This window comes from Roseivirga sp. (assembly GCF_034669765.1).
Classification (GTDB): Bacteria; Bacteroidota; Bacteroidia; order Cytophagales; family Cyclobacteriaceae; genus Roseivirga.
The window spans coordinates 256,504-270,353 of sequence record NZ_JAXMOQ010000004.1; the positions used below are offsets into that span (position 1 = coordinate 256,504).

Here is a 13,850-nt window from a genome sequence, read left to right on the forward strand (position 1 = left end):
ACAATAAAGCCCTTCTGATTTAATTCAGAAAGGCTTTATCTTCTTCTAGCTTCGTTTATTCATTTCATCCCTGATTTTGGCTGCCTTTTCGTAATCTTCATTACCTAAGGCTTCATCCAGCATTTGCTGAAGCTTATCCAGGGAATAATCTTGCAATCGATCTCCCTTTGGTTTTTCCGTTACCGCCATATCTTCCATGTCCTCTGCTACCTCTTCCTCATCGGTTAAAATGATTCCTGCTTCGGAAAGCACGGTTTCGTAAGTATAGAAAGGAACATCGAATCGAATTCCTATGGCAATGGCATCAGAGGGTCTTGCATCAATATCGATGGTTTTAATGCCATCGCTACAAACGATTTTAGCAAAAAAGACGCCTTCTTTTAAATCGGAAATGATGATATGTTTCACACTAAAGCCAAAGCCATTCGCAAACGATTTAAATAAATCATGCGTCATGGGACGGTTAGGAACAATCTTTTCAATTTCCAGCGCAATGGCTTGGGCCTCGAACATCCCGATAATAATGGGCAATCTTCTCTCGCCTTCTACTTCACCAAGCACAAGGGCAAAGGAGCCAGAAGTTTGCGACTGACTGGAGGAAAGCCCCAGGATTTCGATTTTTATTTTTTTCAAAATGGTAGAAAACTAGGCTAAAGCTTTTTTAAGGGCTTCGTTCAACTTAGGTAAAACTTCAAAAGCATCACCAACAATACCATAATCAGCAGCTTTGAAAAACGGTGCTTCTTCGTCTTTGTTGATCACAACAATGTATTTTGAAGAGTTAACACCAGCCAAATGCTGGATAGCGCCAGAAATACCCACCGCGATATACAATGAAGGGCTCACTTTAACACCTGTTTGACCAACGTGCTCATGGTGAGGTCTCCAGTCCATATCTGAAACTGGTTTTGAACAGCCTGTGGCTGCACCTAGCGTTTTGGCCAAGTCTTCAATAATGCCCCAGTTTTCTGGACCTTTCAATCCACGACCACCAGATACTACGATATCTGCTTCTGGTAGTAATACATCGCCTTCTGCTTTTTCAGAAGAAGTGATTTTTGCACCAAAAAGAGCATCGTCTAAAGCTACTTCAAAAGCCTCCACTGAAGCCGCAGCCCCATCTGTTTTTAGCTCAATAGCATTTTTCTTGATGGCCAATATTTTCTTATCGGTAGTTAAACTAGTGTTTACAAAAGCCTTACCTGTGTAAATGCTTTGCTTCACTACGAAACCGTTATCTGTTTTCGGTAATTCAGATACATTCGAAGCCAAGGCGGCTCCCAATTTCACTGAAATTCTACCTACTACTGCATCTGCTAAAGATGACTTCGCAGTAACCAATACTTCTGCACCAGTGCTTTCAAATGCTTTGGCAATCACTGCTGTATAAGGCTGAATCAAACCAGCGTTAAGCTTTTCATCAGCGGCATGCAATACCTTAGTGGCACCGTTAGCTCCTGCTGAAGCCAATTCTTCGTTCGATATTGAACCTAAAGCAATGGCCGTAACCTCCCCAATTGCAGCTCCATATGAAAGGGCCTCTCTTGAGGATTTCTTAATCTTTCCGTCTTCTGTTTCTATAAATACTAAAACTGACATGTTCTGTGCTTTTGGAGATTTAAATTACTTTCGCTTCGTTCTTGAGTAGGTTCACCAACTCTTCCACATTATTGGCATCAATCATTTTTACCGCTCCTTTTGGTGCAGGCAATTCGTATTGAGCAATCTCAGTAAGTTTTGTGTTGTCCGTAGGTTCCACCACATTCAATGGCTTCGTTCTGGCCGACATAATACCTCTCATGTTAGGGATTTTCCATTCAGCGATAGGCTCTTGACAACCTGCCACGAAAGGCAAATTCACTTCCAATATCTCTTTACCGCCTTCGATTTCACGGGTGATTTTTGCAGCGCTACCTTCCACTTCCAACACCATTACTGGAGAGAATGAAGGCAAGCCAAGCATTTCGCCCACCATACCGTGTACCATGCCACCGTTAAAGTCGATCGACTCGCGCCCCATCAAAATCAAATCATATTCACCTTGTTTTGCTACATCAGCAATTTGTCTGGCAACAAAATAAGAATCAGAAGGAAATGCATTTACTCTAATGGCTTCATCAGCTCCAATGGCCAATGCTTTTCTCAAAGTTGGTTCAGTTTCAGCTTCTCCAACATTTAAAACGGTTACTTTACCTCCATTCGCTTCCTTCAACTCTACCGCTCTGGCCAATGCGTAATCATCGTATGGACCGATGATAAATTGCACACCATTCTTATCGAATTTGGTATTGTTTTCTGTGAAAGCGATGCGCGAAGTAGTATCAGGTACGTGGGTGATACAAACGAGTATATTCATGCTTGCTTTATGATTTTTTGTAAAATGATTTTCTTTAATAAACCCCTCGCTTGGCCTTGTGTTCAACTTTTAGTGAAAAAGCCCTTTATTCTGAGGAAAACGATGTAAAAAGAAGGTTTAAACCTTAAATTTGCCCCGAAGATAGTCAATAATGAAGTAAATAAAAATCAATGTAAACGATGAACGAACAGAGATTGAGTATGTTAAAAAAGTTTACAGCGGAAGAACCCAACGACCCTTTTAACTGGTACGCCTTGGCCAACGAATATTTAACGGAATCGCCCGAAAAAGCCAAAGAATATTTTGACAAGCTGCTGCTAGAATTTCCTGACTACCTTCCCACTTATTACCATGCAGCCCAGGTGTACATCGACTTAATGGAAGATGAAAAAGCCTTAAGTATTTACACTCAAGGGATTGCCTTGGCACAAAAACAACAGAATTCAAAAGCACATCGTGAGCTGAGTGCTGCGCATCAAAACTTATTATTCGAAATGGAGTAATTAAACTTTGAATAATTTGATTAGGCTATTACATTTAGAGCGAAAATTTAAAGCCTTTCAAATGATTCGAGCTACACTCAGTTTACTCTCTCTTCTCCTTTGCTTCAGTGCCTTTGCTCAAGAAGTTGATACTGTCTACTTCAACCAAAAGGATAAGAAGGTTACCAAAAACGATGCTTCAGTATTTCGCTATGATGTGACGACTACCATTGAAAAAAACAGTTCTATTCATAAATATTTGAAAGACGGGACATTATTAGAGCGTGTAAATCTGGAAAAGAAGAAAAAAGAGGGTGATTATTACGCTCTAGATCTTAACGACTCAATTCGAATCACAGGAACGTATAAAAAGAATGTTAAGGTAGATAAATGGACCTCTGAAGACCTCAGAAATGGCCATACTTTTATCGACCTCTATGATATGGATGGGGTTTTGATTAGCAAGGAAAGTATTTTATCGCCTGACATCAGAATTTATGAAATGGATGACCTTGACACCCATCCAAGTTATAAAACAGGAGAAGATGGATGGAACAAACACCTAATGCAAAATTTAAAGTATCCAGTAGAAGCCCGCAGAAGTGGAGCACAAGGAGAAGTAAAGCTTAGATTAACTATTCTAAGCAGTGGCAAGGTGGCTAAAGTGGAAGTTCAAAACAGTGAATTCAATATGTATTTAGCCAGAGAAGCCCTGCGAGTGGCTCAAATTCCCGAGAATTGGAACCCTGGAATAAAAGAGGGCAAAGCGGTCAACTCCTATATGGATTTAAGGATTGTCTTTAAGCTCGGTTAACATTACTAAGTAATACAGAAATCGTGCAATTCGCTTTGAGGCGAAATGCGCATGATATTCTCCATTTACCTCAGAATAGGTGCTTTTACGGTTTTGAACCGTACCTTTGCCTTTGATAAACCCATATGGACATGTCCGAAAGAAGAGATAGAAAAACAGCCAATAAAAAATCGAGTAAAGACAGTGCTCCGGCAGCCAAGCCAAAACTTCACCCTAGAAATAAGCACAGAGGCAGATATGACCTACCTCAGCTTGTTAAAGGAACCCCTGAATTAGGCGCCTTTGTTCAACCCAATAAGTATGGCGATGACTCTATTGATTTTGCCAACCCAGCAGCGGTAAAGACACTGAATACGGCTTTATTAAAGCATCATTATAAATTAGAATTCTGGGATATTCCTGAAGACTATTTATGTCCGCCAATTCCAGGAAGGGCCGATTACATCCACCACATGGCCGATGTACTTTGCGCGAGCAATTATGGAAAAATACCAACGGGTGATAAAGTAACATGTATCGATGTGGGGGTTGGCGCCAATTGCGTTTACCCGATCATTGGCTTGCAAGAATATGGATGGTCTTTTATCGGCACTGATATTGATTCGGTTTCGATCAAATCGGCACAGGCCATTATAGATCAGAACCACAACTTGGTGGGGAAAATAGAATTAAGAAGACAGCCCGAGCCAAAGGATATTTTCTACGGTATTTTGAGAAAAGAAGACCGAGTTGACCTTACCATATGCAACCCTCCCTTCCACCGTTCTCCAGATGAAGCCCAAGAAAGTGCTTCGCGAAAGGTGAATAACCTTGCCAAGAAAAAAGTAGCCGACCCTGTGTTGAACTTTGGCGGAAGAAGCAAGGAACTCTGGTGTGATGGCGGAGAACGAAAGTTTATTCAAACCATGATTCGCGAAAGCAAAAACTTTGGCGCCTCCTGTTTTTGGTTCTCTAGTTTAGTTTCAAAGTCTTCGAACCTTGCTGTAATTCTAGAATCTTTAGAAAAAGCAGAAGCAGTTGAAGTAAAAACCATTCCGATGGGCCAAGGCAACAAAAGTAGCCGCATTGTAGCATGGACTTTCCTCAACGCGGCTCAACAAAAAGAATGGAAAAACACGAGGTGGAAGGAAAAGGAAGAATCTACCAAAACATCAGAGTAACGAATTTGGTAAATGGTTAAAACCATTACACAAAATTTTTCCTGCATATAGCCCACGGTTTAAACCGTGGGCTATGATAATCGGATGAATTGACAGAACCGTTTTAACGGTTTATATTGGTAATTATAAAAGAAACACCATGTCACATTCCTTCAATAAAATATGGGTTCATGCCATTTGGGCAACTAAAGAGAGGGCTCCGCTCCTAAAGGATAACATAGAGCAAAAGGTTTATCAATTTATTTCTACTCAACTGCGAGAACAAGGATGCCCTGTCAGAATTATCAATGGTATGCCAGACCATATTCATTGCCTATTTCTTCTAAACCCACAAAAATCAATAACTGAAGTCATCAAACAATTAAAAGGGAGTTCTTCTCATTTCGTTAATCAGAACAATCTGATGTCCGAGAAATTTTCATGGCAAACTGGATATGCGGCTTATTCTGTTTCCGAGTCGGTAGTTGAAAAGGTTTTTGAATACATAAAGAATCAAAAGCAACACCTTATAAAGAAAACCTTTCAGCAAGAGTTCGATGATTTTATGAAAAAATACGGATTGAGTAATTCCTAATCCACTGTCGCTGACAAGAGTGAGAAAATGGTTAAAACCATTACCAAACAACATTAATATTCCATAGCCCACGGTTTAAACCGTGGGCTATGGTAAAGATGAATTGAAAGAACCGTTTTAACGGTTTATGTTTTTTGAGTTCAGCAGTAGTTTTACAATCAGGAAGGAGCTGGTTTTTGGGTGTGATTTAGCAGAAAAGATACTTTTTTTTCTATCTTTAATTAAAGACAATAAGAATTGTTAAAGTTAGAAGCCATATCGACCAAGGGTGAGCAATTTATTGGTTTAGCAATTCCATATGATCAATCACTTATCGATAAAGCAAAAAAACTGAACGGTCGTTGGGATTCAAAACTAAGACTTTGGCTCTTTAAATACTCCTCGGCTAATGAAGCTAAGATCAAACTAGCATTCAACATTGAAGAAGATCTCGCCTCTAGTCACACAATTAGAAATAAAAGTATAAAACTCCCAAAAGAGTACAAAGACCAGCTTGAACGTAGAAGGTACAGCCCAAATACGATCAAAACATACGTTTCTCTTTTTGAACAGTTTTTGAATTATTTCTCTGATATCGAACCAGAATTATTAAACGATGAGCATGTTGCCAAATTTCAGACCTATTTAGTGAATACCAAAAAGGTTTCAGTCAGCAGTCAAAACCAATATATCAACGCAATCAAGTTCTATTTCGAGAAAGTATTGGGGCGAGAAAAGGGATTTTATCATATTGATCGGCCTATTAAGGAATTTAAATTACCAAAAGTACTTACTGAAAAGGAAGTACTCGTTTTGCTTAAAACTGTAAGGAATTTAAAGCATAAGGTCATGCTCTTAATAGTGTATAGTTCCGGTTTAAGAGCAGGTGAATTAATTAACTTGAGAATATCAGATATTGATGGAGAGCAGATGCGAGTTTTCATTCGAGGCGGTAAAGGGAAAAAAGATAGGGTAACAATTTTATCTGAAAAGGCACTTACAGCATTGCGTGATTACTTTAAAGAGTATCGCCCAAAAGAGTATTTGTTCGAAGGTCAAAATGGGGGGATTTACAGTACGGCTAGCCTAAGAAAAGTTTTTAAAAAGGCTTTATTTAAATCGGGTATTAAGAAAAAAATCACGCTACATTCATTAAGACATAGCTTTGCCACCCATCTTTTAGAAAAGGGAGTTGATTTGAGATACATACAAGTACTCTTAGGCCATAACTCTAGCCAGACGACAGAAATATACACGCATATTACACACATTGGATGGAAGCGAATTAAGTCTCCTTTAGACGAGTTAGATATTTAAATAAAAAAACTAAGAGTGCCTGTTATACCTAATATATAAGGTATAACAGGCAAAAAATTCAATATATTTATGGCTATACGCCACAAACGTGACTGATACATAACGTTGTGGTGCATTAAAAAAATGAAGGTAAAAGAACCAAAATTCAGGTGCGGGACAGAAAAGGCAATCAAAGAATTGGTTGCTAAATACGATTATCCATATGCTGATTGGATGCAAGATTGGCCTTATGAAATTGCTGAATCGAAAGAAATAGAAAACTACTTTCAACATTATAACGAGCAAACAGACGAAGACAAAAAGTTTAGTCTAATGGAAATGCTAATCCAAGCATTGACCGATATTGAAGACCCAAACGAATATGATAAAAATTGGAATCGTCTAAGACTAAAAATTATTGAAGATTTTGAAATTCACGAATACACTATTTTCTATTGGAGTTGCTTTGGACAAAGCATTTCTGATTGTTGGAAAGTGACTCCTAATATGAGAGACTTGTGGATTGATATCAAAGAAAAAAGAAATGTTTAGCACTTTTGGAAATAGGGTTCGGATTAAACGAACAACAGAAACAGAGAACAAAGGACTTGCAGATAAAGAAGGTGAAGTTTATGGGCAATCAACTCCCTCAATTATGGACTTTGAAGTTATTGGAACATTGACAAAAGATGTTGCGATAAATGTACATTTTGACGATTTAAACGCATCATTTTGGTTTGCTGAAGACTTGATAGAACACATTGATAATGGTCAAGGTGCTGAAATTACACTTGACGGAATAGATAAAAAATGGACTAAGGGAGAAAATGGTGATTGGATTGAAGAAGACACCAAAAAAGAAAATAAATGGTGGCAATTTTGGAAATAAAAAACGACACCACAACACTGTATATAGCCAATAGGGCGTTCGGTGGGTTAGGGAAGTTTGGTACTTTTTACAAACACCGCCAAATCGTTGATTTGGCTTTTAAGAATGAATAAATTAAAAACAAAATACAACGTTTTGGCTCAGTGCAAACTTGAAAGATTATCGCTTCTTCTGCCCTACTTGCCATATACTAACCGTTGTAGCACATCACCTAAACTTAAATAATGCATTTCGGAAAATATATTTTAGTAATTGGCCCAAGTGAAAAAGACTTTCTAAATGCGGTTCAATCAATGGCAGACCTTTATTCAAACACAGAGTTTGTAAAGGATATTAAAACCTTCAAATCAAACACTAATGAAAATCAGTACTTACTAAGTTTTACAAATAGTCCTGATTTTGAGAGATTCAAGTATTTCGTGAATTACTTGAACTATGCTGAAATTCAAGATTACTCTGCTAAAGTCTTGGGGTTTTGGACAATCGAAAAAGAGGACAAACTACCTGATGAAAAACTTGGTAAGCGAGTACTTTTATATGTTTCTGATAGTGATGATGAAGGGGATAATGTCTATGCTGTTTTTGAAGGTGAATACAAAACCTACAAAATGGGATTCGGAATTGGCCACGAATATTCAGAACTAGAGACTAAAGAATTTGATTTTGCTGAACCGAAAATCACAATTTCAAATTTTGAAGCTATGAGTAAAATTTCTCCTGACCCGAATGCTAAACCACCTTCAAAGCTGGGGAATGGTTGCGCGTTAGCCATAGTGATATTAATTGTCTCAACTATCGGGGTTACATTAATTTTAAATTAGACGTGCTACAACATAACCTATACGCAATGCGGTTGATGGTGGTATCGAGACTGCATCTCCTTCCCCGCCAAAGCTGAGCTTTGCTTTTGAAAATGTATAACTTAAAATCAAATCACAGCTTTGGCTTACCACTGTGCTCGATTGAAAACTACTGCTTTTCAATCCCGCACTGCGCATAGCCAAACCGTTGTAGCCAATTAAAAAAATGAAAAATCACTGTCAATTTATACCAGACCAAAAGGCAAGAAAAAGTTTAGCAAAAAAACTAAGCCTAAAGTTTGATGAATCAATGCAGGATTGGGAATATGAAATTGCTGATTCAAATCGTGTAGCAGAATTTATTGAAGAATACGACAAACCAGAGACAACTGATAAAGAAAAGGAATCTTTAATGGAAATGATAATTGATAGCACAAATGACATTTTTAATAAAAACAACAATGTAGAAACCGAAGAATTATTATTTCTAATAAATGAAAGGTTAACAAAGTCAATTGATTTACATAAAGGAACTTTAAATTATTGGAAATTCAACGATTTTGAAATTTCTAAAAGATTAGCAAATGTCGAAATTTAAGCTTTGGTTAGAATTTGAAGAAGTTGACCCAGGGAATTGGGACACTGACAACGAGTTTGCTAATGTTCACGTGGACTTACCTGATGGAAGGCACTATGGAATCAATGTGTGGACATATAAATTTCTGGAGACTTCGATTAAGTTGGATATGGTGAGTGGTGAAAACTCGAATGGGATTTACCAAGTTCCCCCAGACTTGTTCGTAAAAGAAATGACAAGAGATTGTATTGAAAGAACAATTACAGACTTATTGGCTAAAGGGAATTTGGAAGATGTATTGAATCCGACTGTAATTGATAATGAAAAATAAAAACTGGCTACAACACTATGTAAAAATGCATTAAAACGCATTTTACATTAAACGTTCAGCAATAACTACTTACCAGTTTAAATGGTTAACCCATTCCACAAAGACATTTATAACAAAGCCCACGATTTACACCGTGGGCTTTGTTTTTGGGGCTTGCTCTCACAACCGTTTTAACGGTTTATAATTTAGGAGTTCATCAGCAGTCCTACAATGAAGAAGAAACAGATTTTTAGGTCACAATTCAAGCCAAACCAGTGACCCCGAAGGCTCAGGAGATACACATATTACTCATAAAGGCTGGGGGAAAATCACCTTTAGACAAAGGTGACCTTCAATAAACTTCCTTATAGCGACTGATTTGGATGCTATAAGGAAGTTTTGATAAATTACATGAGATATATGCGTCACAAACGTGGCGTAAACATAACGTTGTAACCAACTAAAAGAAAAATCATTAAAATTTCAACATCTCTTAATAGAAGCCCTAATTTAGTGGAGTAGAAAATGAGCAACCATCTACTCATATCATCATCCAACAAGTCCATTGTGGTTCTCCCTTTTGTGAATATGAGTGCCGACCCTGAGAACGAATACTTCAGCGATGGCATTACGGAAGAAATAATCAATGCCCTCACCACCGTAAAGGGTTTGAAAGTCATTGCTCGCACATCCTCTTTTGCATTTAAGAATAAAAATATAGATGTACGAACCATTGGTGGTCAGTTAGGAGTCAGTACTGTTTTGGAAGGGAGTGTTAGGAAAGCCAAAAACAGGGTTCGTATTACAGCGCAGTTGATCAGTACTGATGACGGTACTCACTTCTGGTCAAAAAATTTCGATCGGGAGTTGGAAGATATTTTCGTCTTGCAAGATGAAATCAGCATACTTCTTGCCGACCAGATTCGTGAAAATTTTGGACATATCGAAATCCCATCTTCTCTCAATACTAGCCAAACTCATAACGTCAAAGCATATGATCTATGGTTGAAAGGAAGTTATCATTTAAAGCGGAAAGACTTTGAAGACATTAAAAATGCGATGAAATTCTTCAAAGCTGCAATTAAAGTTGACCCAAATTATGCAGAGGCATATGCATTCTTGGGGGAAACATATATTCACGCTGCAGCCCTCAATATATTACCCAATGAAGAAGGGAATGACTTAGCAAGAAATGCAGCTAATAAAGCCATCGAATTAAATGTAGAAAATGCAAAGGCACATATGGTGCTTGCTTATATTGAACTGTTCTCGGCTTGGAATTGGGAAGCTGCCCTTATAGAATACGACAAGGCTATAAAATATGGACAATCTGACCAAAATGAATTCATAACCTACTACTATATATTTATCAAAGAAGATTTTGAACGAGCAATTGAAGTAGCCAAAATGGAGACCGAAACAGATCCCCTTCATGTTCATACTCATTGGCAATTGGGCTTGACCTATTATTTTGCAAGGCGTTTTGAGAAGTCTATAATTGCATTTAATAAAGCCTTGGAAATAGACCCTAATTATGCAGAGGCTCTTCGTTTTCGGGGGTTGGTTCAGGCGTATTTAGGAAACTATAAGGAGGCATTAATTGACATTAATGGAGCACTCGAACTTATTGGAGGTCTAGGACTTGCCAACTTAGATTTATTGGTAGTGAAAATACTAATGGGTAAAAAAGAAGAGGTTTTAGCTGTCCTAAAAAAATCGAAATATGTTGATTCTTCTGATCCGGCAGTTTTATACTCACTTTTAAATATGCCTGATGAAGCCATTTACTGGTTAGACAAAGCTTACGAAGAACGTTCGACAATAATGGCAACCTTGAAGATTTTTTGGGTCTGGGATAACCTGCGGGATCATACTCGGTTTAAAGAAATTTATGCCCAAATGAATTTTCCACCATCTATAAAAAACAAACATATTCTTGAGCCTATAAACATAGCTCAAACCACTTTCGTTAATCCCTCCTTATTAAACGAAAAAGAAATAGAAAACTATTTAGAGCAATTAGATCAGCTAATGAAAGAAGATCAGGTCTATTTAGACCCAGCAATTTCGCTAAGGCTATTAGCAGAAAAATTGGATATGCAGCCAAATAAATTATCGTGGTTACTCAATGAACAAATAGGTAAGAATTTCAACGAATACATTAACGCGTACCGATTAATCGCTTTTAAAGAAAAAGCACTCAACCCAAATAACAGTAACCTAACACTCTTAGGTTTAGCTTATGACAGTGGCTTTAACTCCAAAACAGTATTCAATGCTTTTTTTAAAAAGATGGAAGGAATGACTCCAAAAACATGGGTAAAGTCGCATAAAAAATAGATCAAAATGACTGTTGAGACTAAACCCAAACTCTCCCGGTATCAATTTCTTTTAGTCACCATCATTGCGTTAGTTTTATTGACTATTGTTTTGGACTACATGTTAACCTCTGCCTTGTCCGCTATACTTCTTCCTGAACTGAAAATCACTACCAAACAGTTTGGCTTACTTGCCTCAGCATATCCTATTAGTGCAGGAATAACTGCCATATTATTATCGGGCTATGCTGATAAATTTGATCGAAAAAAACTACTGCTATTCTTTTACTCGGGTTTTTTACTGGGCGTTTTATTTTGTGCTAGTGCACCTAGCTATAATGTATTGATTGTTGCTCGGATTATTACCGGGACATTTGGTGGTGTTGTAGGCCCTATTTGCTTTGCCATCATAGCTGATCTATTTGAAACAACTAAAAGAGGGAGGGCTTTTGGAATTCTACAGATGGCTTCTGCAGGGAGTCAAATTTTGGGTTTACCACTTGCTCTTTACTTGGCTTCTGAGTGGGATTGGCATTTAGCTTTTGGGCTGATTTTAACTATCGGAATCATTGCCATATTTCTAGTCATTTGGAAAATAAATCCAGTAAATGAGCATCTACAAAAACCGGTTAAAGTCAACCCTTTGCTTCATTCATTAAAAATAATCAGCAACAGAAATTATCTAATTGTGTTTTTTAATAATACGCTCTTAGTAGCAGGTGATGTAATTTTAATGACTTTTAGCGCTGCTTTTTGCATTAACAATCTTGGAGTAGGTCTTGATGACCTTCCCTTACTATATGGAATCGCAGGGGTTTCGACTTTCGTGTTCTCTCCTCTTATTGGTCGATTAACAGATAAATATGGAACACTCAAAATTTTTGTAGTTGGAACAGTTATTACAATTTTGACGGTTGGAGTTTTTACAAACTTGGAAATAAACCCTTTTTGGACAGTTGCCATCGTTCATACCTTCCTTTTTATAGGAATTAACGCTCGAAGTATTTCATCTTCAGCTATTGGGACAGTGGTTCCTGAAGTAGAAGATCGAGGTGCATATATGGCTGTTGATGCAGCAATGCAATTGGCGGTTGCAGGTGCAGCAGCCATATTAGCTGGATGGATAGTATTCCAGTCTGATGATGGAATGATAAATAATTTTTCCACCTTAGGAGCTGTAGTGATTTCATTAATGATTTTGACGATTGGATTGATGTTTATTATTAATCGAATCGTAAAAAGAAAGAATACTCCATTAGACTAAGGATCTACCATTTCTCACTTTGTTGCCTCTCAAATACTACCTTATATTCTAAGGTTTTATACAAACCGCTTTACTAAGAAACTTTTACAAAACGAGCCAAAAACTAATATGGCTTAATTACAACTAAGACTTAATACCAAATGGTGCTTTCTCCCCAAATTTAAGCCTGTTTAAAAAGTTTCGAATCTCACTATTAAGTACTGAATTACATTTCAGAACGATTCACTTTGCTTTCCAGCCCATCTTTGAATTATCAATCCGGTCAAAATGTAAATATGCATTGGATGATATTTCCTTCTCTTATGCTAAACGGTCTAACAGTAAGCGAAAGGACTTTGTGAAACTCAAAATATTGAAAACATGAAAAAAGCATTATTAATCCTGTCTTTGTGCGTATTAACATTAATCGCCAAAGCTCAAAACACAAGCGTTGAAAAATCAACATTCGGAGTACAAGCTGGAGTTTTAGGAATCTGGGCATACAATGAAGCAAAACTGTCAAACTCCATAGCATTAAGAACAGAGATTGGTTTTGATTTTGGTATTTGGGAAACCACTTATTATGATGATTATGATTCTCCATTAATTCTCACACCCGTCATAGTTGTTGAACCAAGATTCTATTATAACCTCAAAAAACGTTCAGAAAACTCTCAACGAACTGATGGAAATAGCGGCAATTTTATTGCGATAAAAACTAGTTATCATCCGGAATTGGCGCTGTTCAATACTGACGATGCACCTATAGTAAGTGATTTCGCCATAATACCTACTTGGGGAATTAGAAGAAATTTAGGCGATCATTTTAATTATGAAGCAGGAATTGGTGTAGGGTACAGTTACACATTTGCAGAACGTGCAGGTTATTTAGAAGACGAAAGCGGTTTAGAATTAAATATGCATTTGCGAATAGGGTATAAATTTTAGGGTAAACTAGAACAAATTTTCATATAACCACAGGCTCATTGTCAGCATTGAATTTTTAGGCAACAATGCTCCTGATAGATTCAAAGATGGACGATAGAAGGAAA

At 37.4% G+C, this 13,850-nt stretch carries 17 protein-coding genes; 13 read left to right on the plus strand and 4 right to left on the minus strand.

The window, feature by feature from the left end; translation table 11 throughout:
• Positions 1-45: 45 nt before the first annotated feature.
• The 3 genes from VOI17_RS09850 to VOI17_RS09860 are packed head-to-tail and all read right to left on the minus strand — an operon-like array spanning position 46 to position 2,356.
• On the minus strand, positions 46-609 hold the full coding sequence (locus VOI17_RS09850; protein WP_416376051.1) for a bifunctional nuclease domain-containing protein: 564 nt from the start codon (positions 607-609) through the stop codon (positions 46-48).
• A gap of 36 nt (positions 610-645) precedes the next feature.
• Positions 646-1,599: an electron transfer flavoprotein subunit alpha/FixB family protein gene (locus tag VOI17_RS09855; RefSeq protein ID WP_323757083.1), complete on the minus strand. Its 954-nt coding sequence runs from the start codon at positions 1,597-1,599 to the stop codon at positions 646-648.
• 19 nt (positions 1,600-1,618) lie between these two features.
• Positions 1,619-2,356, minus strand: coding sequence for an electron transfer flavoprotein subunit beta/FixA family protein (locus VOI17_RS09860; protein WP_323757084.1), 738 nt, complete (start codon positions 2,354-2,356; stop codon positions 1,619-1,621).
• 179 nt (positions 2,357-2,535) lie between these two features.
• On the opposite strand from VOI17_RS09860, the gene VOI17_RS09865 reads away from it, so the two are divergent.
• From VOI17_RS09865 to VOI17_RS09910, 10 genes are all read left to right on the plus strand, one after another.
• Positions 2,536-2,859, plus strand: a complete 324-nt coding sequence (locus VOI17_RS09865; RefSeq protein WP_323757085.1) for a tetratricopeptide repeat protein — start codon at positions 2,536-2,538, stop codon at positions 2,857-2,859.
• 61 nt (positions 2,860-2,920) lie between these two features.
• The gene (locus VOI17_RS09870; protein ID WP_323757086.1) at positions 2,921-3,652 is read left to right on the plus strand and encodes an energy transducer TonB; all 732 of its coding nucleotides are present in this window, start codon (positions 2,921-2,923) and stop codon (positions 3,650-3,652) included.
• Between the two features lie 131 nt (positions 3,653-3,783).
• Positions 3,784-4,812 carry a 23S rRNA (adenine(1618)-N(6))-methyltransferase RlmF gene (gene rlmF / locus VOI17_RS09875; protein ID WP_323757087.1) on the plus strand — a complete coding sequence of 343 codons (1,029 nt, stop codon included), beginning with the start codon at positions 3,784-3,786 and terminating at the stop codon, positions 4,810-4,812.
• A 139-nt stretch (positions 4,813-4,951) separates the two neighbouring features.
• A complete protein-coding gene (tnpA, locus tag VOI17_RS09880) occupies positions 4,952-5,386 on the plus strand; it encodes an IS200/IS605 family transposase (protein WP_323757088.1) in 435 nt (144 codons plus the stop codon).
• 237 nt (positions 5,387-5,623) lie between these two features.
• Entirely contained in the window at positions 5,624-6,682 is a 1,059-nt protein-coding gene (gene xerA, locus VOI17_RS09885; RefSeq protein WP_323757089.1) for a site-specific tyrosine recombinase/integron integrase, read from the plus strand.
• Positions 6,683-6,805: 123 nt separating this feature from the next.
• The gene (locus tag VOI17_RS09890; RefSeq protein ID WP_323757090.1) at positions 6,806-7,213 is read left to right on the plus strand and encodes a hypothetical protein; all 408 of its coding nucleotides are present in this window, start codon (positions 6,806-6,808) and stop codon (positions 7,211-7,213) included.
• The gene (locus VOI17_RS09895) at positions 7,206-7,550 is read left to right on the plus strand and encodes a hypothetical protein (protein WP_323757091.1); all 345 of its coding nucleotides are present in this window, start codon (positions 7,206-7,208) and stop codon (positions 7,548-7,550) included. Before VOI17_RS09890 ends, VOI17_RS09895 begins: the two co-directional genes overlap by 8 nt.
• Before the next feature lie 224 nt (positions 7,551-7,774).
• Positions 7,775-8,371: a hypothetical protein gene (locus VOI17_RS09900; protein ID WP_323757092.1), complete on the plus strand. Its 597-nt coding sequence runs from the start codon at positions 7,775-7,777 to the stop codon at positions 8,369-8,371.
• A gap of 205 nt (positions 8,372-8,576) precedes the next feature.
• Complete coding sequence (locus VOI17_RS09905; RefSeq protein ID WP_323757093.1) at positions 8,577-8,948, plus strand: hypothetical protein; 372 nt, start codon at positions 8,577-8,579, stop codon at positions 8,946-8,948.
• Positions 8,935-9,258 carry a hypothetical protein gene (locus tag VOI17_RS09910; protein WP_323757094.1) on the plus strand — a complete coding sequence of 108 codons (324 nt, stop codon included), beginning with the start codon at positions 8,935-8,937 and terminating at the stop codon, positions 9,256-9,258. The genes VOI17_RS09905 and VOI17_RS09910 overlap by 14 nt, the downstream gene beginning before the upstream one ends.
• 404 nt (positions 9,259-9,662) lie before the next feature.
• Here the strand turns inward: VOI17_RS09910 and VOI17_RS09915 are convergent, their stop codons facing one another.
• Positions 9,663-9,917, minus strand: coding sequence for a hypothetical protein (locus tag VOI17_RS09915; RefSeq protein ID WP_323757095.1), 255 nt, complete (start codon positions 9,915-9,917; stop codon positions 9,663-9,665).
• Here VOI17_RS09915 and VOI17_RS09920 point away from each other — a divergent pair.
• The 3 genes from VOI17_RS09920 to VOI17_RS09930 all read left to right on the plus strand — a co-directional run bounded on the left by VOI17_RS09920 (position 9,907) and on the right by VOI17_RS09930 (position 13,746).
• Positions 9,907-11,577 (plus strand): helix-turn-helix domain-containing protein, encoded by a 1,671-nt coding sequence (locus tag VOI17_RS09920; protein ID WP_323757096.1) that lies wholly within the window; start codon positions 9,907-9,909, stop codon positions 11,575-11,577. The genes VOI17_RS09915 and VOI17_RS09920 overlap by 11 nt on opposite strands.
• 6 nt (positions 11,578-11,583) lie before the next feature.
• Entirely contained in the window at positions 11,584-12,819 is a 1,236-nt protein-coding gene (locus VOI17_RS09925) for an MFS transporter (protein WP_323757097.1), read from the plus strand.
• 360 nt (positions 12,820-13,179) lie between these two features.
• Entirely contained in the window at positions 13,180-13,746 is a 567-nt protein-coding gene (locus VOI17_RS09930) for a hypothetical protein (protein WP_323757098.1), read from the plus strand.
• Positions 13,747-13,850 lie beyond the last annotated feature (104 nt).